The sequence below is a fragment of the Geomonas oryzae genome (assembly GCF_004117875.1).
In the GTDB taxonomy this organism is placed as follows: Bacteria; Desulfobacterota; Desulfuromonadia; order Geobacterales; family Geobacteraceae; genus Geomonas; species Geomonas oryzae.
Map to the genome: position 1 here is coordinate 309,726 of NZ_RAHW01000007.1, position 21,218 is coordinate 330,943.

17 protein-coding genes and 1 rRNA gene are annotated in these 21,218 nt (G+C 60.8%); 7 read left to right on the forward strand and 11 right to left on the reverse strand.

Annotated elements, in window-relative coordinates; all coding sequences use genetic code 11:
- The first annotated feature begins 82 nt into the window (after window positions 1–82).
- The 3 genes from D6Z24_RS18215 (at window position 83) to hcp (ending at window position 3,711) form a co-directional block, all read left to right on the forward strand.
- Window positions 83–1,315: an MFS transporter gene (locus tag D6Z24_RS18215; protein ID WP_129128039.1), complete on the forward strand. Its 1,233-nt coding sequence runs from the start codon at window positions 83–85 to the stop codon at window positions 1,313–1,315.
- Between the two features lie 60 nt (window positions 1,316–1,375).
- Entirely contained in the window at window positions 1,376–1,648 is a 273-nt protein-coding gene (locus tag D6Z24_RS18220; RefSeq protein WP_129128040.1) for a hypothetical protein, read from the forward strand.
- 428 nt (window positions 1,649–2,076) lie between these two features.
- Window positions 2,077–3,711, forward strand: coding sequence for a hydroxylamine reductase (gene hcp / locus D6Z24_RS18225; protein WP_281275048.1), 1,635 nt, complete (start codon window positions 2,077–2,079; stop codon window positions 3,709–3,711).
- Window positions 3,712–3,951: 240 nt separating this feature from the next.
- Here hcp and D6Z24_RS18230 read toward each other — a convergent pair whose 3' ends face one another.
- The 3 genes from D6Z24_RS18230 to D6Z24_RS21710 form a co-directional block, all read right to left on the reverse strand.
- Window positions 3,952–4,221, reverse strand: coding sequence for a hypothetical protein (locus D6Z24_RS18230; RefSeq protein WP_129128042.1), 270 nt, complete (start codon window positions 4,219–4,221; stop codon window positions 3,952–3,954).
- A gap of 112 nt (window positions 4,222–4,333) precedes the next feature.
- On the reverse strand, window positions 4,334–6,934 hold the full coding sequence (gene ppk1 / locus D6Z24_RS18235; RefSeq protein WP_129128043.1) for a polyphosphate kinase 1: 2,601 nt from the start codon (window positions 6,932–6,934) through the stop codon (window positions 4,334–4,336).
- 161 nt (window positions 6,935–7,095) lie between these two features.
- Complete coding sequence (locus tag D6Z24_RS21710) at window positions 7,096–7,245, reverse strand: hypothetical protein (protein WP_198419581.1); 150 nt, start codon at window positions 7,243–7,245, stop codon at window positions 7,096–7,098.
- A gap of 164 nt (window positions 7,246–7,409) precedes the next feature.
- Here D6Z24_RS21710 and D6Z24_RS18240 point away from each other — a divergent pair, with 164 nt between their 5' ends.
- On the forward strand, window positions 7,410–8,822 hold the full coding sequence (locus D6Z24_RS18240) for a B12-binding domain-containing radical SAM protein (protein ID WP_129128044.1): 1,413 nt from the start codon (window positions 7,410–7,412) through the stop codon (window positions 8,820–8,822).
- Window positions 8,823–8,969: 147 nt separating this feature from the next.
- Here D6Z24_RS18240 and D6Z24_RS18245 read toward each other — a convergent pair whose 3' ends face one another.
- The 5 genes from D6Z24_RS18245 to D6Z24_RS18265 form a co-directional block, all read right to left on the reverse strand.
- Window positions 8,970–10,058 (reverse strand): type III polyketide synthase, encoded by a 1,089-nt coding sequence (locus D6Z24_RS18245; RefSeq protein WP_129128045.1) that lies wholly within the window; start codon window positions 10,056–10,058, stop codon window positions 8,970–8,972.
- Window positions 10,058–11,287, reverse strand: coding sequence for a U32 family peptidase (locus D6Z24_RS18250; RefSeq protein WP_129128046.1), 1,230 nt, complete (start codon window positions 11,285–11,287; stop codon window positions 10,058–10,060). The genes D6Z24_RS18245 and D6Z24_RS18250 overlap by 1 nt, the downstream gene beginning before the upstream one ends.
- Entirely contained in the window at window positions 11,284–11,991 is a 708-nt protein-coding gene (locus D6Z24_RS18255) for a methyltransferase domain-containing protein (RefSeq protein WP_129128047.1), read from the reverse strand. The genes D6Z24_RS18250 and D6Z24_RS18255 overlap by 4 nt, the downstream gene beginning before the upstream one ends.
- Before the next feature lie 20 nt (window positions 11,992–12,011).
- Window positions 12,012–12,776 (reverse strand): hypothetical protein, encoded by a 765-nt coding sequence (locus D6Z24_RS18260; RefSeq protein WP_129128048.1) that lies wholly within the window; start codon window positions 12,774–12,776, stop codon window positions 12,012–12,014.
- Window positions 12,777–12,888: 112 nt separating this feature from the next.
- Window positions 12,889–14,304 carry a B12-binding domain-containing radical SAM protein gene (locus D6Z24_RS18265; protein WP_129128049.1) on the reverse strand — a complete coding sequence of 472 codons (1,416 nt, stop codon included), beginning with the start codon at window positions 14,302–14,304 and terminating at the stop codon, window positions 12,889–12,891.
- Between the two features lie 482 nt (window positions 14,305–14,786).
- Between D6Z24_RS18265 and D6Z24_RS18270 the strand changes: the two genes are divergently transcribed.
- Complete coding sequence (locus D6Z24_RS18270) at window positions 14,787–15,662, forward strand: alpha/beta fold hydrolase (RefSeq protein WP_129128050.1); 876 nt, start codon at window positions 14,787–14,789, stop codon at window positions 15,660–15,662.
- Window positions 15,663–15,745: 83 nt separating this feature from the next.
- Complete coding sequence (locus tag D6Z24_RS18275) at window positions 15,746–16,435, forward strand: OmpA family protein (protein WP_129128051.1); 690 nt, start codon at window positions 15,746–15,748, stop codon at window positions 16,433–16,435.
- Between the two features lie 70 nt (window positions 16,436–16,505).
- Here the strand turns inward: D6Z24_RS18275 and D6Z24_RS18280 are convergent, their stop codons facing one another.
- Window positions 16,506–17,405: a pirin family protein gene (locus D6Z24_RS18280; protein WP_129128052.1), complete on the reverse strand. Its 900-nt coding sequence runs from the start codon at window positions 17,403–17,405 to the stop codon at window positions 16,506–16,508.
- Window positions 17,406–17,463: 58 nt separating this feature from the next.
- Window positions 17,464–18,144 (reverse strand): type 1 glutamine amidotransferase domain-containing protein, encoded by a 681-nt coding sequence (locus D6Z24_RS18285; RefSeq protein WP_129128053.1) that lies wholly within the window; start codon window positions 18,142–18,144, stop codon window positions 17,464–17,466.
- A 200-nt stretch (window positions 18,145–18,344) separates the two neighbouring features.
- Here D6Z24_RS18285 and lon point away from each other — a divergent pair, with 200 nt between their 5' ends.
- Complete coding sequence (lon, locus tag D6Z24_RS18290; RefSeq protein WP_129128054.1) at window positions 18,345–20,750, forward strand: endopeptidase La; 2,406 nt, start codon at window positions 18,345–18,347, stop codon at window positions 20,748–20,750.
- 165 nt (window positions 20,751–20,915) lie between these two features.
- On the opposite strand, the gene rrf is transcribed toward lon, so the two are convergent.
- Window positions 20,916–21,032: ribosomal RNA gene (gene rrf / locus D6Z24_RS18295) — 5S ribosomal RNA — on the reverse strand.
- Between the last annotated feature and the right edge of the window lie 186 nt (window positions 21,033–21,218).

A 21,218-nucleotide genomic window follows, 5' to 3' on the forward strand; every position in this document is an offset into this window, starting at 1 on the left:
ACGATAAGCATTATATATTTTGCTTATGGTATGGCAAGCGCTATAGTGGACTCCGTCACAGGCAGTAAGCGGGGAGAGAGCAATGGGATCGATAACGAGCGGCACCAAGAGATACCGGCAGATCAACTGGGCGTTTTTCTGCGCCGGGTTCGTAACCTTCATCACCCTTTACGACGTGCAGCCGCTGTTGCCGGTCTTCACCCGTGAATTCGGCGTGAGTGCCGCCTTCGCGAGCCTCCCCCTATCGGTAACCACCTGCGCCCTCGCCGTCTCCATGCTCTTTGCCGGTACCATCTCCGAAACGCTCGGCCGCAAGGCCGTCATGGTCGCCTCACTCGTTACGACCTCGATACTCGCGCTGATCACCTCCCAGACGGCGAACCTCGAGCAACTGGTCGTCGTCAGGTTCCTGCAGGGTATCGCTCTCGCCGGGCTTCCGGCGGTGGCCATGGCGTATTTGAGTGAAGAGATCGCCCCCGGCTCGCTCACCTCGGCGATCGGTCTGTACATAAGCGGCAATGCAATCGGCGGCATGACCGGAAGGATTTTCACCGCGGTGATGTCCGAAGAGACCAGTTGGAGGGTTGCCCTCGAGGTGATCGGCGTGGTCTGCCTCGTCTTGAGCCTTTACTTCGCCAAGACCCTTCCCCCATCCGAAAACCTGAAGAAGCGCCCGTTCGCGGTGCGCTACCTGTTCAGCTCGCTGCTGCGCCAGCTGAAGGACCCGGGACTGCTCTGCCTGTACGGCATCTCCTTCCTGATCATGGGGAGCTTCGTAACCCTGTACAACTACATCACCTTCCGGCTTTTAGGCGCCCCCTACCACCTTTCCGCGTGGCTCGTTTCCCTGATCTTCCTGGTCTACATGCTAGGTTCCTTCAGCTCCTCCATGATCGGCGGACAGGTCGAGCGTTTCGGTCGCGGGAGGATGCTCTTTCTCACCATCGGCACCATGGTTTTCGGGGCCGCCGTCACCACGAGCCGCGACGTAGGCAGCATCGTCACCGGCATCGCCATCTTCACCTGCGGCTTTTTCGGCGCCCACACCATCGCCTCCAGCTGGGTAGGAAGCCGCGCCAAGACCGCCCGAGCCCAGGCCGCTTCACTCTACCTCTTCTTCTACTATCTCGGTTCAAGCATCTCCGGCACCGTCGGCGGAGTCTTCTGGGTATCCCACGGCTGGAGTGGCGTGGCGCTGCTCATCCTCGGCCTTTTATTGCTGGCGCTCGCCCTTTTGAAGGTCCTCACCAGTTGTGCCGCGGCCGACTGCCCAGCCCGCAACGCCGTCGCGAGCCTCGACGCCATGCGCAGTTGATCGCTCAAGTTCCGGACCGGCCTGCCGATAGGTCTCATCAAAAGGACCGAGGAGCGAGCCATGCAGGAACTGATACGTGTAGCAGAAGGGATAGCGATCCCCGTAGACATGTGGGCGACCTGGGACAGTCTTTCCGAGTTGGCCGTGAAGCACGGTCCCGTTTTCGAAGCCGACCTGGTGCGGCTGGGTTTTAACTTGCGCCCGATCTATCATCTGAACAGCTCCATAGGAGGCGAGCAGGCGATAGGCTTTGGAGCCGCCACCTCCGCCAGTTTGCAACTGGTACTCCGTCCCGACATCTACCGCGCCATGATCGGCAGCGTCATCAACTGACGCTGCCCCGCACCCTTCCAGCGCCCCAGCGTCCCTCCCCCCCCCTCCGTACCACCCTGCTCTCCTTGCTCTCCCTGCTCTCCCTGCTCTCCCGGCCCACCGCCCCAGCCCGCCCAGCCTGCGTTTCACCGCCCCTTAGCTGCAGTCCATCGTGTCCACCGGGTCCATTAGGTCCACAGCGGCGCCCGTCCCCAGCCCCACAAGACCAAAAAGATCCCAAAAACCAGAATCGCGTTTTTATGACTTAGGTCAAGGTCGCCCCCCGCAATAGTGGTTAAAGTCGCATCATCGAGAGCGGAGCAGAGGCGCCGAAGGCAGCCGAGACCGACCGCCTCAAAAGATCACCATTAGGAGAGACGATGAAAGCCTTTTTGAAAAGCCTGTTCGGCATGGAAACCTCAACCAAAAACAACGCAAAGGGGGAAGTAATGGAAAACATGTTTTGCTATCAGTGCGAACAAGCCGCCAACGGCGGTTGCTCCAAAGTAGGTGTCTGCGGTAAGAAACCGGATGTCGCCGCGCTGCAGGACCTCCTGGTCTACTCGATGAAAGGTATCGCCTTCTGGGCCAACCTGGCACGCGAGAAAGGCGCCAAGGACGCCGCCATCGACCGCTTCATGATCGACGGCCTCTTCACCACGGTAACCAACGTCGACTTCGACGCCGAAGAAATCGCCAAGCTGGTCCGCGACGCAGCGTCCTACCGCAACCAGGCACAGGCCCTCTACGAGAAGGCCAACGGCGGCGCCTACACCGGCATCGTTCCCGAAGCCGCGAAGGCCTTCCACGCCGGCACCACCGCGGAACTCGTCGAGCTCGGCGCGAAACACGGCATCAAGAGCGACGAAATCGACGCGGACGTTAAATCGGTCCAGGAAATCCTCACCTACGGCATGAAAGGCTACGCAGCCTACGCCCACCACGCCCTGGTGATCGGCCTTGAGAACGACGAGATCTACGCCTTCACCCACAAGGCATTCGCCGCCACCCTCGACCTGAAACTCGGCCTCATGGACTTCGTCGGCCTCGCCATGGAGTGCGGCCGCATCAACCTGGTCACCATGGAGCTCCTCGACAAGGCCAACACCGACAGCTTCGGCCACCCGGTACCGACCCCGGTACAGCTCGGCACCAAGGCGGGCAAGGCGATCCTCGTTTCCGGCCACGACCTGCGCATGCTCGAGGAACTCCTCAAGCAGACCGAAGGGAAAGGGATCAACATCTACACCCACGGCGAGATGCTCCCGGCCCACGGTTACCCGGGCCTCAAGAAGTACGCCCACCTGGCCGGCAACTTCGGCGGTGCATGGCAGGACCAGGCTAAAGAGTTCGTCGACTTCCCCGGCGCCATCATCTTCAACACCAACTGCATCCAGCGCCCGGCCGACAGCTACAAAGACCGCCTCTTCACCTGGGGCCTCGTACAGTGGCCGGACGTCAAGAACATCAACGGCTGGGACTTCTCCCCGGTCATCGAGAAGGCTCTTTCCCTCCCGGGCTTCGAAGAAAAACCGGGCAAAGAGATCCTCACCGGCTTCGGGCACAACGCGGTGCTCGGCGTTGCAGACAAAGTCATCGACGCGGTGAAAGCGGGTCAGATCCGTCACTTCTTCCTGATTGGCGGCTGCGACGGTGCAAAGACCGGCCGTAACTACTACACCGAGTTCGCCGAGAACGTCCCGGCCGACTGCGTCATCCTGACCCTGGCCTGCGGCAAGTACCGCTTCAACAAGCTCGACTTCGGCGACATCGGCGGCATCCCGCGCCTTCTGGACATCGGGCAGTGCAACGACGCCTACTCCGCGATCCAGATCGCAGTGGCACTGGCAGGCGCCTTCAACTGCGGCGTCAACGACCTCCCGCTCTCCTTCATCCTCTCCTGGTACGAGCAGAAGGCGGTTGCCATCCTCCTCACCCTGCTCCACCTGGGCGTGAAGAACATCAAGCTCGGACCGAGCCTGCCGGCCTTCATCACCCCGAACGTGCTGAACTTCCTGGTCGAGAACTTCAACATCGGCCCGATCGGCACCGCAGAGGGCGACCTGAAGCAGATCCTCGGCTAATCGACAAAACCGCAGTATGGACAAAAAAGGCGGCCCCGGTATCATCACCGGGGCCGCCTTTTTGTTGTCGCACCTACCTATTCAGCGTTCAGCTATGACCATCCTCCGTCATCCCCTCTCCCTCCGGGAGAGGGTGCCCAGCGGGCGGGTGAGGGCGTTGCCACGAAGTGATGCCGACGCCCTCACCCTGTCCCTCTCCCAAAGGGAGAGGGGACGTGGACGTTAACTCCTGGCGTAAGGTTATTCCTTCTCCTTCTCCGGGATCGCCTCCGTCACGCTCTCGCAGATGACCTTCTTGCTCCCCTGCATGTCGGAGTATTTGAACCCGCCGCCGAGCGTGGTGGGCGAGCAGACGTTATCGGGTGAATTGGCGTTCACGAGACATATCGAGCAGGTCACCGTGGGATTGTCGGTAAGCTTCTCGACCTCTTTGACCAGACCCTTGCTGTGCAGAAAGCAGATGTGATGTTCGTGGTCGCCGGCGCAGATACAATCTTTTTTCGGTTCCATCAGTTCCCCCTGCTGTTGTCTCTCTGTTTGGGGGCCAACATTGGCGTTGGCGCATCGCATATGCTACCGCTTTTCCCGTTGCATGTCATCTCACGCCGAATAGAGTGAGTCGCTATTTCTGCAGCGGCTTTTTCTTCTGCTTGAGCGCATCCTTCAAACGCTTCTGCGCCTGTGCGATCAGCATCTGGTGCGTCCCCTCGCCGCTCTCCCCTTCGGCAGGCTGACGCTGGAGATAGCTTCCGTCCGGCCGCATGTCCCACGCCGAGCGGCGGTCCGCGTCGTAGCAGTCGAAGACGGCGCGCAGCTCCGCGGTCAGCTCCGGCGCGGTCACCGGACAAAGCACCTCCACCCGTGCCTCCAGGTTCCGCTTCATGGCGTCGGCGGACGAGATGAAATATTCCTCGGCACCGCCATTTCTGAAGTAGTAGATGCGCGCGTGCTCCAGGAAGCGCCCGACGATGCTCACCACCCGGATACGGTCCGAAAGGCCCGGAACGCCGGGACGCAGCCGGCAGGTGTCCCGCACGTAGAGATCGACCTTGACCCCGGCCATGGAGGCCTGGTACAGCGCCTTCACGATCTCGCCGTCCTCCAGCGCGTTCATCTTGAACTGCAGCCATCCGCCGCCGCTTTGCCGGTGCAGCTCGATCTCCCGCTCGATGCGCGAAAGGAGCGCTTTTTTAAGCAGCTTCGGCGCCGGCATGACCGCCTGGTAGTTCCGCTTTGCGGTGAACCCGGTGGTCAGGTAGTTGAAGAGTTCGGTGACGTCCTGCGCGATCACCTCGTCGCATGTGATGAGCCCGATATCGCTGTAGATCCGGGCGGTCTCCGTGTGGTAATTGCCGGTGCCGATGTGCACGTAGCGCTTGAGCCCGGTGTAGTCCTGGCGCACCACGAGGATCACCTTGCAATGGGTCTTAAGGCCCACCACGCCGTAGGTGACGTGGATCCCCGCCTCCTCCATCACCTCGGCGAGATGGATGTTGGTCGCTTCGTCGAAACGCGCCTTCAGCTCCACCACCACCGCCACCTGCTTGCCGTTTTGCGCGGCCTGCACCAGGGCATCGATGATGCGCCCCTGGATCGAGGTGCGGTAGAGGGTCATCTTGATGGCGCGCACCTTAGGGTCGTTGGCCGCCTCGCGCAGGAAGCGCTCCACCGAAGTGGAGAAGGAAACGTAGGGATGTTGCAACAGGAGCGATCCCAGATCACGGATGGTATGGAAGATGTTGCGCTCCGCCGGCAGGCCCGGGTGATCGACCGGGTGATGCGGCGGGTCGTGCAGGCGCGGGTAATCGAGCCGCGATATCTCGAAGAGATCGCGCAGGGCGAGCATGCCGGAAACCTCGAAGACGTCGTTCTCCTCGTCCAGCTCCAGCTCGGCCGCCAGCCGGCCGCGGTGCACCGGCTCCATGCCGGCCCCGATTTCCAGGCGCACGATGGGGGCGAACTTGCGCTCCTTCAACTCCGACTCGATCATCGACATCAGGTCGTCCGCCTCTTCCTCGTCCTTCTCCGTGTTGGCATTGCGGGTGACGCGGAAGATCTCGCAGGAGACGATCAGCATGCCGGGAAAGAGCATGTCCAGGTTGTTCATCATCACCTGTTCGAGCGGGACGAAGCGGTCCCCCTTGCCGACGCGGATGAAGCGCGGCGTGCCGAGACCGACCGGGACCTTCACCCGCGCCAGGGAATGCTCGCGCGACTTCGGATAACGCAGGGTGACCAGGAGGTTCAGCGAAAGGTTCGAGATGAACGGGAAAGGGTGCGCGGGGTCGATGGACTGCGGGGTCAGGAGGGGATAGATGTTCTTGTAGTAATGCTCGCGGAGCTGCTTCTTATCCTTAGGGGCAAGGGTGTCGTAGCTCTCGATGACGATCCCCTTCGCCTCCAGGAGTTCCCGCACCACCCGGAACGCCTCCCGCTTGACCGTCTCGATCTCGCGTACCGACGCGTTGCACTCGAGCACCTGCTGGCGCGGCGAGCGGCCGTCAAGGGTCAGCTCGTGCAGCCCGGCCCCGATCTGCTGCTTCAAGCCGCCGATCCTCTTCATGGTGAATTCGTCCAGGTTGGCACTGACGATGGCGATGAACTTCAGCCGCTCCAGAAGCGGCGTCCGCTCGTCCATCGCCTCGTGCAGCACGCGCCGGTTGAATTCGAGCCAGGTCAGTTCCCGGTTCAGGTACCAGCGGCTCTCGCTCAGGTCGAAGGGGGACTCTTCAAGTACCGGCTGTTTCGGCTTGGGTCCCCCCTTCGGTTTCGCCTTCTCCACCTTAGCCTTACCGGCCTTGGCGGGCTTCGCCCCGCCGGCCGCCTTTACCGGCTTGCCCCCCTTCGCTTTCACCCCTTTCGCCGCCTTCTCGTCTTTGCCCGACTTCGCATCCTTCGCCGCTTTGGATCCCTTGGCGGTCTTCTCCCCCTTCGCCCCTTTGGCCGCCTTCGCCTTGGCTTGCGGCCGTTCCAGCCTCCCCCCCTTGCGCTCGGCACCGGCCTGCGGCAGGACGACGATAGTCTCGCCCCCGGCGCCGGGAGTCGTCGCATCGTTTCGGACGAGGATGGGGTCGGCAAAAGGACTGTCTGCGTCAACAGTGGGGACTTGGGGGGGCTGCAATGGATCTGCTGCAGTATCAGGAAGGATCGGCAGCTCATTCGCCAGCTGCAAGATGTTCTCTTCCTGCTCGATATTTAAGGGTACGACGGTCTTGGTCTCCATGACCTTGGTCTCCGGAGGTTGTAGGGATGGAATATTCTTGCATTATTATCTCACATTGCAACTGCTGCTGAGCATGGAAAGCAAATGAAAAGGCCTCCGGTCCAGTTAACTCTGTGGTTACTGAAACGGAGGCCTTCGCCTTGCCGGTAATGACAGTCCTCTTACTCCCGAGTCGGGTTCTTCCGTGCCCGGGCCGCCCTCTTTCTCAATATCTTCATGACCTCAGCCGGGCTCAACTCCGTCTCCCTTTGCCTGCGCCGCTCTACGATCACCACCACCGGTGCTTCCTCTTTTTTTTCCTGTTCGTCCATGGGCACCTCCAGCCGCGGCGGCTTCCACCGCAGCACCGGGTTTAATGACGAACATTTTATCTTCAATACTCCCCCTTGCCAGCCGGCATTCCGTTTGCGCAAGCGGTCCCAGCCACTATAATGCTAGGGGCTCAATCGAACCTGCCGCAGTCACAAGGGAAATCATGAACGTACTCCTCCTGGCGATGCCCGATGCCGCCAACAATTTCCATCGCATCATAAAGGTCCCCAACCTCGGGCTCTGCTCCATCGCCGCGCACCTCAAGGGGCACCGGGTGAAGATCGTCGATCTCGTCCTGGTGCATCGCGACATCGAGTCGTGGCTCAGGCGGCTTCTGGCCGAGTTCGCTCCCGACGTGATCGGCGTCAGCAGTATGAGCTTCCAATACGAAAGCGCCCTGAAAGTCTTCGCCATCTGCCGCTCAGCCGCCCCGCGCGCTCGCCTCGTCCTTGGTGGCTACCACGCGACCCTCGCCCGCGAAGAGCTCGCCTCCGGCGACGCCCCCTTCGACTTCCTGGTATGCGGCGAAGGTGAGCACGCCTTTGCCGCCCTTTTGGAAGCGCTCGACGGCCAACGTTCCTTTTTCGACGTCCCCGGCCTCTCCTGGCCGCACCACGGTGTCTTCGTCCACAATCCCCCCGCACCCCTGCTCGACCTGAAGTCCCTGCCGCTGCCGGACCGCAGCGTGCGCGCGCTGGAGGGCTTCACCTACTTCGACCGCCGGCTCGACTGCGTGGAAACCTCGCGAGGCTGCACCATGACCTGCACCTTCTGTTCGATCACCGGGATGTACGGCTCCAGCTTCCGATGCCGACCGATCGAGATGGTGATCGAGGACCTGAGGGAACTCAAACGACGCGGCACGAAGACGGTGCTTTTGGTCGACGACAACATCACTCTGGACAGCCGCCGTTTCACCAGGCTCGCCGAGGCGATCGCGGAGCAGGGGCTTAACGACATGGAGTACCTGGTGCAGGCCTCCGTCGCCGGCATCGTGGCCGACCCGGCGCTTATCCCGGCGCTTTCCCGTGCGAACTTCGCCATGGTGTTCCTCGGCATCGAGTCGGTGCTGCCGAAGAACCTCGCTCTTTTTGAAAAGGGTGACATCCGGGAGCAGACCAGGCAGGCGGTGCGCCGGTTGCGCGAACACGGCATCGGGGTGATGGGAGGCTTCATCATCGGCAATCCCGACGACGGCAAGGAGGAGATAAGGGAGGTGTTCCGCGCCTCGCGCCGGCTGGGGGTCGACCTCCCCTACGTGCAGTGCGTCACCCCCTACCCCGGCACCCGGATCAGGGAGGAGCTGCTTCAGGCGGGGCTCGTCACCAATTCCGACCGACTGAGCAGGTACACCGGCTTCATGTGCAACGTGAGGACGAGGCGGCTCAGCACGGCCCAGTTGAACCGTCTGATGAACTGGGAGAACCTGAAGGCGTTCTTCAGCCCCTCGATGTTCGTGGGGAACCGCTTCGTGAAAAAGCGCGAGAAGGGTGCCTGGAAGGTGCTGCTCAACAACCTCGACCTGGTGCGCGGCTATTTCACCGGCGACCAGTTCCGCTCCCGCCACAGGTTTTGATCCTCCCCTTCATGCCAGGCTCACCCGGAAATACAGGGACCTTCTTAGACCTCTGTCCATGAAAAGGTGAGCATGGCATCACGTCCCCCCCTTTGCGAAGGGGGGACAGAGGGGATTTGCTTTTTGCTCTAAATTCCCAGCCGGACCTCACGTCTTGCGCAGCAGATAGGCGTGGGCGGAGAGCCCCGCGCCGTAGGCGAGCAGGACGCACCACGTACCGGCAGGGATCCCCTTTTGCATCATCTCCTCGAGCACGAACCAGACGGTGGGCGAAGACATGTTGCCGTACTGGGAGAGGACCCGACGCGTCGCCCAAAGGTGCTCTTCCGGTATCCCCACCTGGTCCCGCACCGCATTGATCACCTTCTCGCCTCCGGTGTGCAGCGCCCACGCCCCGATGTCTTCCTTTTCCAGCGATGCCGACTCCAAAAGGTCGTCGACCACCTCGGCCGCGGCCCTTGCCACCAGACCGGGAAGGTCGGTCGACAACTGGTTGTGCAACTGCCCCCCCTTGTGGACGAAGCGGATCGCCTCGCGCTCCTCGGGCACGTAGCGCCCCGCCGATGCCGTCAACTCGAAGCCGACCGGTTTCTGCCACAAGACGGCGGCCGCCGCGCCGTCGCCGAAGAGCGCGTTGGAGAGGATGAGGCTCAGGTCGTTGTCCATCTGGAAGGCGGCGCTGCAGATCTCCACCGCGACGCTCACCACGACGCCCCCGGTCACTCTCAGCATCGACTCGGCCACCTGCAGGTTCGGGATTGCGCCGCCGCAACCGCTCCCCACGAGGTCGTAAAGCCGCGTGCTTGTACGCATCCCGAGGCGTTGCGCAAGGTAGGTGGAGATGCCGGGACAGATGTAGCCGGTACAGGTGTTGAGCACCAGGCCGCTCACCTGCAAGGGCGAAAGCCCTACTTGTTCCAGCGCGGCCAGCACCGCCCGGCCGGCAAGGTCCACCGACTCCTCGGTGAAACGGGCCACCCGCTCGTCAGCGGTCTCGTCGAAGATGCGCACCGGTGCATCTACGGCGAAGTGACGCTTCTCGATGGCCGGGTGCTCGAAGGTCGCCCGGATCAGCCCGAGGCTCCTGGGCGTCAGGGTGTCTTTGAAGCGCTGCCGGACGAGTTCCGCCGCGTAACTTTGTGTTGCGCTGAACTGCGGTACGGCCGACGCCACCGAGGCCACATACGCCGCCCCGGGCGAGGCAGGCTCCCCCTTGGTGAAACGTGCATCGATCATCATCCCCTCCCATCGGTCACCCCCCAGAGGGCCCCGGAATGCATGTCATGGAAAGCTGCCTGGTAAAGCTTGAGCATCTCTTCGCGGTACTTCGCGTCGACCCTGACCGCCTTCTCCGCCCAGCGGGCGCAGTAGCCGCACCGGGCGCAATCGCAGCCCCGGCAGTCGATATCCTTCAGGCCGTCCAGAAAGCCGTCCAGGAGCCGGTTGTCGATGTAGACCGGGTCCCAGTCCAGTCCCGCCAGCAGGCCGCGTTTTTCGGCAAGACGCTTCAGACGCATGAGACCGGTGGGGCTCGCCGTTGCCGGACGGAGGAAGAACCTCACGAACCTCCGGAGCCCGGCGAAGCCACCGCTTCCTCCGCCCCCCCGGTAGCCGTAGGGCTGGATCAGGTCGAGCAGGTTCCCGTCGAAGCGCCCTTCGGCGTAGGCCCTCACCCGGCGCGCCAACACCTGCGTCGGCGCACCCCGCTCCAGGATCTTGAAGGAGTGGTAGCCAAGCCCGGTGTAGGCCCCGAGGTCCTCGGGTCTGATGAACTCGGAGCGCAGGTAATGCGACGGATCGGCGAGCTTCGCCGCGGAGCAGCGCAGGGCACAGTAATCGATCATGAAGCCGCGGCTTTCGTGTCCCTTCTGCGAGGCGTGCGACAGGTTCACCATGTGCTGTCCCGACCAGGGGCAGAAGATGAGGCAGTTGGAGTTGACGATGAGCTGAAGCTCGATGCGCGCCGCCTCTCGGATCGCCTGCAGCATGGCGAAGTCCCGGTTCACCGCGATCGATTCGAGCGTGATGCAGTCCGCCCCCAAGTCCTCCCAGAACTTGGCCTTCGCCACGCAGTCCACCCGCGCGTAGACGCCCACCCGCACCTTGAGACGCGGGTGCCGCTTCTTTATGACCGGAAGCAGGAAGGGGAGCGAAACGGTGACCGAGGTGACGCCGCACTCCTCTACGAAAGCGAGCAGCCGTTCCAGGTCCTTTTGCCCCTTGCGCGTGAACTCACGGTTGTCCAGGCAGGCGGGGTTCAAAAGGTAGTTGAACCCGATCCCCCTGCGCGCCGCATCTTCGACGTGGGCGCGGAACCGATCCCTGCCAAGAGGCGCCAGCATGAAGGAGGCGCGCCCCCCGCCTATGCTGTCACTAGCGAGCTTGCCGAAGAGTTCCGCGACCGGGAAACCTTCCAGGGCGGGCAGCAGGTCTGGTTCGAAATTGGTGGCGACGGAGAACTTCATGATTTGTCCCCGGAGAGAACGAGCAGCCAGAACGGCTCGCGGCGGATCTTGAAGGAAAGGGCACCCGCCTGCTGCGCCCACAAGGCGAGTTCCTCGACCGTGAACGCCTTCAGCACGGAGAGCGGGCCGTCATACCGGGTCATGCGGTTTCTGGTGAAAATTCTCGTGAGTCCATAGATGAGGAGGTAGGCGACCCAGCTCCTGCGCAGGTCCATGACGAGGTATCCCCTCCGCGCCACACGCAGGATTTCCCGCAGTGCGGCGATCCCGTCCGGCTCCTTCATGTGGTGCATGGTCTTGCTGCATAGCACGAAATCGAAGCTCCCATCCCGGAACGGGAGCTCCAAGGCATCGGCGACCATCAGCTCGATCTCGGGGTATTGCACTGTGCACGTGCGCGCGATGTCTATGGTGCGGCTGTTGATGTCGACTGCGGTGATGCTGATATCGATCCCTTTTTTACGCGCCCACTCAACCATAGTAACCGGGAGGTCGGCGGAACCGGTGGCGACGTCAAGCACCGTGATCCGCGCGAGCCCATTCGCCCGAGCCGACAGGTGTTTCAAAAGCGCCCGGCGGTCGCCCAGATAACGGTTCACCGTGCGAATGTCGGCGAGGCTCCCCTCGAGTTCGTCGACACTGCAGACGTCCGAGGGGAGATCGAGAAATTCCAGGTTTGTCCTCCGGCGGGGGATAAACGGCATAGGCTGGTTCTTTCCCTTTTCTATTTGGGCCAACAGGGGCTGGTCAACTCGATGCGCCAAATCGGTCCGCCGGTGGCGAGCGGCCCCACGAATTTGACGAAGGCGGGCACCTCGTCCATGACGGTCCAGATGTGGTTGTCCGGCGGGCTCTTGCCGAGGAGCGCGGCGGGAAGCCTCAGCAGTCCGAGCTTCGGTTTCAGCACGTAGTGGTTTGCCGTCTTCTCGACGTCACCGATCAGTATCTTGTTCTCCCCGGAAGGGGACATCTCCAACTCGATCACCCTCGGTGTCGGGGTGAAAGCCACCATGCGGATGGTCTCACGGCTCCCCCTGACGAGGTTCTTCATCACCGTAGGCACCATGCCGTTGTAGACGTCGGGCGGCAGTTCCAGCTCCCCCTGCATGACCTTCTCGCGGCCGTCTTTTCCTTTCACGTGCACCCGATAGGTGCCGGGGCTCCGTTCCAGGGACACATCGAGGTCCTCGTCAAAAGACTTCCCTTTCTGGATGAGACGGTAGCTCTTCAGGAGGAAATGGTGCTGCTGTGAGAAGACGACTGTCTCGTCGTGGAGAGAACCGTCCTTGAAATAGAGCACGATGCGGGTCTTTATCCCGCCGTCATTTGGTAGCTGCAGAAAATCACCGGAAGCGATCCGATTGCCTGCTTCGTCCTTCAGTACGAGGAAGCCGCGCACCATTCCTTCCGTGAACCTCACCGTCACCGGTGCGCCCTGTACCGGCAAAGGCAACAGCAGCAAAAGTACCAACAGCAGCTTGCTACTCATTCGACTGAACGCAGACACTGTCGCTCCTTGGTACTGAAGTGGAATTGTGTGACAAAGCATTTGGCAATTCTAACACATTATCGTCAATGTGCTGGAGCGACGTACACCTCTGTCAGCGTTTGCGGCTCATCCGCTTGGCGAAACGGGTATAGCGCCAGTACGGTGTCGGTAACCCCACGGCAGTGCCTATCCGGCGCAAAGCCCCAATTACCGGGGCTTGTGTATCAAGCAGATTGATGCACCGCGACGGCGCCCTTATGCCGCTGTCCAAAAGCGTCCGGGCCTGCTGCGGGGTAAGCTGCGGCGAAAAATAGAAAGCCGGCATGAGCAGATCGTCTCCCGTCGCAACCAGCCCGTCCCGCAACGCGATTCCGTGCAAACCCGTACCCGGATAGACGCGTATCCCGGTGGTCAGGAAGGCGTGGTCTTTGTCGCTCAGGTAGCGGTTCAGAAAGGTCACCGTCTTCCCCAGGGTCATCTCATCTTCGGAGGGACCACCCAGGAGAAAGCACCACAGGGCGCGCAGGCGTGAACTTGAAACAAGTTCCGCGGCACGGTGCACCTCGTCCTCGTCGAATCCCTTGCCAAGCGCAGCCAGGGTGGTGCCGGCTGCACTCTCGGGGGTGATGACCGCGGAAGCAACTCCCGCGCGGGCCATCAACTCAAGTTGTTTCCTGGTGAGCCCCTTCGGGGAAAGGGACGAGACGCTGAAGCGGGCCTTGATCCCACGCCTCAAAATCTCATCGAGAAGGGTTTCGAGATACCCCTCCGGTTCGTTGAAGATGCTGTCCACGAACTCGAACTCGCGGGCCCGGGTGTTATGCATCGCCGACAGGATCTCATCGACCACCGCTCCCGGCTCCCTGACCCGCCACGAGTCACCCTCGATACTGCGGTAGGTGCAGTATAGGCATCGATGGGTACAGCCCCTCTTTCCCTGTATGGGGAGCACCGGCTCCAGCGCGAGGTAACGCCGTGTCTCCACCCATCGGTGCAGGCGCGGAGTGATGAAGGAACCGGCGCCTGCGCCCCCCCCGCCCGCGTCCGCCACGCCCATTTTGCTGCGGCGGACCACCCCTACCACACGTCCGGCTTGCTCGGCTCCTTCAGCGCGAAAGAAAAGCGGTGCGGCATGCTCCCCCTCCCCGACAACGGCATGGTCCAGGTCGAGGAAGTCCAGGACCTGCTGCGGCATGATGCTCACGCCCGAGCCTCCCACCAGTATTCTGGCTTCGCTGCGCGACTTGATGAGATCCACCAGGAGCCGCACCTCGGGGAGATAGGACTTGGGGGCGAGAAAGTTGCAGTTGTCGAGATTTCTTACGGAAAGGGCGATGCCGTCGGGAACGAACGCGGCGATGGCGTTCTCAGTTGCGCGCAACGCATCCCGCGCGAAGCAGAGGTCGAGGAGGCGGACCTGGAAGCCTGCCTGCAGCAGCGCCTCGGCCACCCAGGCCGCGCCGAGAGGAACCGTCGGCTGTGGGGCGTGCTCACGGTTCGTGCTGATGACGAGTATGCGGCAGGGCACATCTTCCTCCTGAAAAACAGTACCTTGCACCTCATAGACCGGCACAAAAAGTGTTGAACAGACAATGTGGCAGGAGTAAAATGTTTCTTATGGAGGGAGCACAAGACAAAGAACTTCACAAACCAATACAAAAACAACTCCAGGTGCATGAAGCGGCATCCGGGGTTGGTAACTGACGTTCAGGAGACCAGGCCGAAAGGCTCATATATCTCGTCCGTTATGGCATAAAAAGACCAGAAAAGGGTGGCTACAGCAGTTACTTCAAGAAGCACCAAAACCACTCCACGGATTGAGCAGGTTCACTGGACGCCAGTTATTTTTTTCACATAAGGCTCGATGACTATGCATCGGGCCTTTTCCGTTTCACACACTTTCAACCGTTGCCTGTTCCGTTGCCTGTCCCACCACAAAAGAGTATCAGAATCCTCGTTTTTCGCCGCCCCCCGCCCGCGTTCCGCCTGTCTTCTGTTAAACTACCCGACATGAACATCGTCACCCTCCCCCTTTCATGCTGTCGTCTGTCGGAAACCGAGACTCTCGCCTACCGTACCTACGGGACCGGGCCTACCAACGTCATCCTGGTGCACGGCCTGGCGGCAAGATCCGAGACATGGAGTGATCTCGTTTCGCTCTTCCCCGCCAACCGTTACAGCGTCCACCTGCTCGACCTGCTCGGGTCCGGAGAATCCTCTAAGCCCAAAGAAGGGGACTACTCCATCCGCGGTCACGCACTCCGCCTCATCGCCTTCCTGAAGAAGGAAGGGCTCGCACAGGTCGTCCTCGCCGGCCATTCGCTCGGCGGAGCAGTGGTGCTGCTGACCGCGATAGAGGTGATGCTCCGGGATGAGCGCGATCTTCTGTCCTCCATGATCATCATGGCCGGCCCGGGTTACCTCCAGCGGCTACCACTCATGGCGGAGATTTTCAAAAACCGTTACGCCGCCGCCCTCTTCGTTGCCCTTTATGCACCGGACATTTGGGTGAAAGTCGGACTTAAGATGGCCTACCACGACCACAGCCTCATCGACCGGGAACACATCGCCAGGTACGCCCCCTGCTACCGCAACAAAGCCGCCAAGCGTGCCCTTGTCGCGACATGTTGCAGCCTGGTGCCGGTCAACCAGGAAGAGATCACTTCACGTTACCAGGACCTGCGTCTGCCGGTATTGCTTCTTTGGGGAAGGCACGACGAGATCGTGCCACTGTCACAGGGGAGTCGCCTGCAAGCTGCTATTCCAGGGGCTAAACTACGGGTGATCGAACAATGCGGACACAACCCTCAGGAGGAGAAACCTGTTGAAACTTATGAGATCATTGATAGTTTCATCGGAGAGGCCGTGAAAGAAAAACACTCGTAAAGCCAAAGGCGCATTGATTCCAGACAACGGTAGTGCTATGTTTGGTGAGTTCCATCATATTTTACTCAACAAGGAGATGGAGTATGAAAGCACGTTTGATAGCGAGAATGATCGTTGGAATGACAGCAGCCGCCCTGTTAGTAACCGGTTGCGCAACCAATCCTGACGGAAGCTACGAGTACAAGAGAACCGGCCTGGGAGCTTTGGGCGGTGCGGTTCTGGGTGCCGGTGCCGGCGCGCTCATCGGCGGCAAATCCCACCGCGGACGCAACGCGGCCATCGGCGGGTTAACCGGTGCGGTCATCGGCGGAGGCGTGGGCAATTACATGGACCGCCAGGCGGCTGCGCTCAAAAAGAGCATGCCCCAGGCTGAGGTGGTGCGCGACGGCGACAAGGTTTATGTGGCCCTTCCCTCGGGTGTCCTCTTCGACGTGGGCAAGGACGTCCTGAAGCCGGAAGCGAAAGATGCCCTCAGCAAGGCGGCCCCCACCCTCAAGGACTCCCAGACCACCATCGTCATCGAGGGGCACACCGACTCCTCCGGCTCCGACGCCATCAACCAGCCGCTCAGCGAGCGGCGCGCCGGTCGCGTGCGCGACTTCCTGATTTCCCAAGGGGTACCGGCATCGAAGATGGCCGCCGTTGGGTACGGGTCCACCCGCCCGGCCGTGGCGAACGATACCGAGGCCAACCGCGCCTTGAACCGCCGCGTGCAGATCGAGCTCACTCCGAACGAGAAGCTCAAGGCACAGGAAGGAAGCGGCAGCAACTAGCTCCCTCAAACAGCAACGGGACGCCGACCTCGGCGTCCCGTTCTTCTTTCTAGCTACCTGAAATCCCCGCCTACTTCACGAAGGTACCGTTGCGGTACTCCTCAAAGGCCTGCTCCAACTCTTCCTGCGTATTCATGACGATGGGGCCGTACCACGCCACAGGCTCCCCGATAGGTTTCCCCGAGATCAAAAGGAAGCGCACCGGTTTCCCCTGTGTGGTTACCGATACCACGTCGCCGTCCTCGAAAAGGATGAGGTTCTCGGGACCGCACTCACACTGTCGATCGAGGTCGAAGTAGTTGTTACCGACCACCTCGTGCCCGAAGGCGTTGCGCTCGTGATCGAAGTAACCTTCACCGTCGATAACGTAGGCCAAGGCCGTATAGCCTCGCTTTATCGGGTGGGTGAAGCTGCTCCCCTCGGGGATGGTTACGTCCAAATACTCAGGATCGACCACCACGTCCCGTACCGGTCCCTGCACGCCCCCCGCCGTCCCGGCGATCACCTTCACCTTGATGCCGTTCATGGTGACCTCCGGTATCTCCGACGCGACGATCCCGCGATAGCGCGGCGCCATCATCTTCTGTGAGGCGGGGAGATTCGCCCAAAGCTGAAAGCCCCACATGAGCCCCTCCCCGTCGCCAAGCGGCATTTCCTGATGGATGATGCCGCTGCCGGCAGTCATCCACTGCAGATCGCCGGAATCGATCACACCTTTGTTTCCCATACTGTCACCATGTTCCACTTTCCCATGGAGCACATAGGTTATGGTCTCGATGCCGCGGTGCGGGTGCCATGGAAAGCCCTTCAAGTAATGCGGCGGGTAGTTGGAATGGAAGTCGTCGAAGAGCAGGAACGGGTCCAAAAGCGGCGCCTCGTGGTACCCGAAGGCGCGCTTCAGGTGCACGCCCGCCCCCTCGATGGTCGGCTCGCTCTTCCATATCTTCCGTATCTTTCGCAGGGTCTCCATAATAGCTCCTTTCGTGATGGGCTCCGCTGTCCCGGGTGTCAGCGCGGCTCGGGACAGGTTACCGCTTCAACAGCTTCAGTAGCGCTTCGGCAGCAGGTGCGGATGACGCCGGGTTCTGGCCGGTCACGAGCTTACCGTCAACTTCAACGTGGGGAGCCCAGTCTCCCCCGCTCCGGAAGGTCGCACCACGCTGCTTAAGCCGGTCCTCCAGGAGGAACGGCACAACATCGGTCAGCCCCACCGCCTCTTCTTCTGCGTTGGTGAAGCCGGTAACATGCTTTCCCTTCACCAGGAAATCGCCATCCGCTCCCTTTACATCCGCCAGCACCGCCGGGGCGTGGCAAACGGCGCCCACCGGTTTGTCGGCCCGCACAAAGGCCTCGATGAGTGCGATGGAATCCGCATCGAGCGCCAGGTCCCACAGCGGCCCGTGTCCACCGGGATAGAAGATCGCGTCGAAGTCATTCACAGACACCTCGCGCAGCTTTCTGGAATGAGCGAGGTCATCCTGCGCCGCCTGGTCGTCCTTGAAGCGCATCGTCGCCTCGGTCTCGTTCTCCGGCAGATTGCTCTTCGGATCCACCGGGGGCATTCCTCCCCTGGGCGAGGCGATGGTCACCGACGCCCCTGCATCGTGGAAGACGTAATAGGGCGCGGCAAGCTCTTCCAGCCAGAAGCCGGTCCTCTCTCCAGTGTCGCCTAACTTGTCATGCGAGGTCACCACCATCAGAATTTTCATCACTGACTCCTTTGCGCGTTGCAGCCTGCGGGAAAGTATCGGGATTTGGTTGAGCACTGCTAAGTCTTACAACATCCCGGGGATATATCAACCTACAGGCTTATGTTTGGCGCCTTCGCATCGATCGGCTGCTGTCGGTGAGGTTGACACTGCCGGGTTCCGTGCTTACGTTTTATTAAAACCAAGCCAGGAGTCTCATCATGAGCGAAAAGGATATCGAAGTTGTAGAAGCTGAAATAAACGGCAAGCCTTCGCAGCCGGGCACTCTTGTTCTGGCTTCCGAGGTCCTGCCGCTTGGTGTCCCCATAATACCGATACGGCCGCGCCCTGCGTTTCCGAACATGCTGATTCCCATGGCGCTTGATGATCCGAACCAGATACGCGCCATCAAACACGCCATGGAATCCCAGGCCCAGGCGATCGGGCTCGTGCTCGTCAAAGACCCGGAGAAGCCGGACGGTCCGGATAACCTCCATGCCGTCGGGGTCGTAGGGAAGATCGTCAAGATGATCCACCTGGGGGACGACAATGCACAGTTCCTGCTGAACACCCTGGAGCGCTTCAAAATCGTCGAACTGCACCAAAGCGATGGAGCATCCTATGCCACGGTCAGTTACCAGTACGGCACCGAGCTTTCCGTCAATCCTGAACTGAAGGCCTATTCCATGGCGGTGGTGAGCGCACTGAAAGAACTGGTCCAAATCAACCCGCTCTACTCCGAGGAGATCAAGATGTTCCTCGGGCGCTCGAGCCTCGAAGACCCGAGCAAGCTGGCCGATTTCGCCGCGAGCCTCACTTCCGCCGACGGGCAGGAACTGCAGCAGGTCCTTGAATCCTTCGATGTACGGAAAAGGCTCGACATGGTCCTCACCCTGCTCAAGAAGGAGCTCGAGGTCTCGAGACTACAGACGAAGATCACCAAGCAGATCGAAGAGAAGATCAGTCGTCAGCAGCGCGAGTTTTTCCTGCGGGAACAGTTGAAGGCGATCAAGAAGGAACTGGGGCTGGAGAAGGAAGGAAAGACTTCGGAGATCGAGAAGTTCGAGCAGCGTCTGAAGGAGCTGAAACTGAACGACGAGGCGCAGCGTGCCGTCGCCGACGAACTCGACAAGTTCAGGTTGCTGGAGCCGTCCTCGCCGGAGTACCACGTCACCCGGAACTACCTCGACTGGCTCACCATTCTCCCGTGGGGTAAATACAGCAAGGACTCGTACAACGTCGAGAAGGCGCGCAAGGTGCTGGATCGCGACCATCACGGGCTGAATGACGTGAAGGACCGCATCACCGAGTTCATCGCGGTCGGCAAGATGAAGGGCGACATCTCAGGCTCCATCCTCTGCCTGGTCGGTCCCCCAGGCGTCGGCAAGACTTCCATCGGGAAGAGCATCGCAGACGCCCTCGGCCGTTCGTTCTTCCGTTTTTCGCTGGGCGGCATGCGGGACGAGGCCGAGATCAAGGGGCACCGCCGAACCTACATCGGGGCGATGCCGGGGAAATTCCTGCAGGCCATGAAGAGTGCGGGCACCGCGAACCCCGTGCTCATGCTGGACGAGATCGACAAGATCGGCGCCTCCTTCCAGGGGGATCCGGCATCGGCGCTCCTGGAAGTGCTGGACCCGGAGCAGAACGGATCTTTTCGCGACCATTACCTCGACGTGCCGTTCGATCTTTCCAATGTCCTGTTTATTGCGACGGCGAACCAGCTGGACACGATTCCCGCGCCGTTACTCGACAGGATGGAGGTGATCCGCCTTTCCGGTTATGTCCTTGAGGAGAAAATGGAGATAGCGAAGCGCTACCTGATACCCAAGGCGATGAAGAACCATGGTCTGAAACACGGGCAGGTCACCATCAGGAAGGACGCCCTAGCCGCGATAGTCGACGGATGGGCAAGGGAAGCCGGAGTCAGAACCCTTGAGAACCGCATCAAGAAACTGATGCGCAAGGCCGCGATGGAGTTCGCCTCCGGACGGACCGAAGCCATCGTGGTCAGCAAGAAAGATCTGCATGATTACTTAGGTCAGCCGGTGTTCACAACGGAGGAGATCTTCGAAGGGGTGCCCGGGGTGGTGACGGGTCTTGCCTGGACCAGCATGGGGGGAGCGACGCTTCCCATCGAAGCAACCGCCATGGCAAGCAAAGGAAAGGGGTTCAGACAGACAGGCCAACTGGGTAACGTGATGATAGAGAGTTCCGAGATTGCCTATTCCTTTGTGATGGCGCATTTGAAGTCGTACGGCGCACCGGCGGACTACTTCGACAACCACTTCGTGCACCTGCATGTCCCGGCCGGCGCGACACCGAAAGACGGCCCGTCGGCTGGTGTCACCATGGCAACGGCGCTCATTTCGATGATAAAAGGAAAGCCGGTAAGGAAAAAACTGGGGATGACCGGGGAATTGACTCTGACGGGTCGGGTGCTACCGATCGGGGGAGTTAAAGAAAAGACCATCGCAGCGCGTCGTGCCGGGCTGAAAGTACTGATCTTCCCCGAGGCGAACAAGAAAGACTTTGATGAATTGCCGGATTATCTGAAAGAGGGGCTGGAGGTTCACTTCGCCAAAGAGTACAAGGACGTTGCCAAGATCGCCTTCGGCAAGGCTTAAGAGAGCACGTACGCAGGTAACACGCTAGCACATCCTCCCCTCTCCCTCCGGGAGAGGGGCAGGGGTGAGGGCGCTGCCCCGTTAGTGAGTCGCGATGACAGTTTGAGTGAAACCAGGAAAACGAAAAAGCCCCACCGGGATTCCGGTGGGGCTTTTCTATTAAATTCCCTGCGGCGACCTACTCTCCCACACCGTTACCAGTGCAGTACCATCGGCCCAGAGAGGCTTAACTTCCGTGTTCGGGATGGGAACGGGTGTGACCCTCTCGGCATTGCCACAGAGAAACTTTTACGCGCTTAGCGCGAAACTCTCTATCGTCGGACGTCAGACCAGTCGGACTGGTCAGACTGGTCTGACAGTTTTACAATTGCATTTTCGTGATCGTAGGATTCGGCAGTATATGATCGGGGGGTGGAGGTCCACCCCCCTCTCGAGAATTTTTTATGGTCAAGCCTCACGGCCGATTAG

What these genes read in the sequence shown, in the direction of transcription:
- D6Z24_RS18215 (WP_129128039.1), top strand. Translation starts at nt 83, where the DNA reads ATGGGATCGATAACGAGCGGCACCAAGAGATACCGGCAGATCAACTGG.
- D6Z24_RS18260 (WP_129128048.1), bottom strand. Translation starts at nt 12,776, where the DNA reads ATGAGTAGCAAGCTGCTGTTGGTACTTTTGCTGCTGTTGCCTTTGCCG.
- D6Z24_RS18220 (WP_129128040.1), top strand. Translation starts at nt 1,376, where the DNA reads ATGCAGGAACTGATACGTGTAGCAGAAGGGATAGCGATCCCCGTAGAC.
- hcp (WP_281275048.1), top strand. Translation starts at nt 2,077, where the DNA reads ATGGAAAACATGTTTTGCTATCAGTGCGAACAAGCCGCCAACGGCGGT.
- ppk1 (WP_129128043.1), bottom strand. Translation starts at nt 6,934, where the DNA reads ATGGAGACCAAGACCGTCGTACCCTTAAATATCGAGCAGGAAGAGAAC.
- D6Z24_RS18285 (WP_129128053.1), bottom strand. Translation starts at nt 18,144, where the DNA reads ATGAAAATTCTGATGGTGGTGACCTCGCATGACAAGTTAGGCGACACT.
- D6Z24_RS18255 (WP_129128047.1), bottom strand. Translation starts at nt 11,991, where the DNA reads ATGCCGTTTATCCCCCGCCGGAGGACAAACCTGGAATTTCTCGATCTC.
- D6Z24_RS18230 (WP_129128042.1), bottom strand. Translation starts at nt 4,221, where the DNA reads ATGGAACCGAAAAAAGATTGTATCTGCGCCGGCGACCACGAACATCAC.
- D6Z24_RS18245 (WP_129128045.1), bottom strand. Translation starts at nt 10,058, where the DNA reads ATGATCGATGCACGTTTCACCAAGGGGGAGCCTGCCTCGCCCGGGGCG.
- D6Z24_RS18275 (WP_129128051.1), top strand. Translation starts at nt 15,746, where the DNA reads ATGAAAGCACGTTTGATAGCGAGAATGATCGTTGGAATGACAGCAGCC.
- D6Z24_RS18280 (WP_129128052.1), bottom strand. Translation starts at nt 17,405, where the DNA reads ATGGAGACCCTGCGAAAGATACGGAAGATATGGAAGAGCGAGCCGACC.
- D6Z24_RS18250 (WP_129128046.1), bottom strand. Translation starts at nt 11,287, where the DNA reads ATGAAGTTCTCCGTCGCCACCAATTTCGAACCAGACCTGCTGCCCGCC.
- D6Z24_RS18270 (WP_129128050.1), top strand. Translation starts at nt 14,787, where the DNA reads ATGAACATCGTCACCCTCCCCCTTTCATGCTGTCGTCTGTCGGAAACC.
- D6Z24_RS18240 (WP_129128044.1), top strand. Translation starts at nt 7,410, where the DNA reads ATGAACGTACTCCTCCTGGCGATGCCCGATGCCGCCAACAATTTCCAT.
- lon (WP_129128054.1), top strand. Translation starts at nt 18,345, where the DNA reads ATGAGCGAAAAGGATATCGAAGTTGTAGAAGCTGAAATAAACGGCAAG.
- D6Z24_RS21710 (WP_198419581.1), bottom strand. Translation starts at nt 7,245, where the DNA reads ATGGACGAACAGGAAAAAAAAGAGGAAGCACCGGTGGTGGTGATCGTA.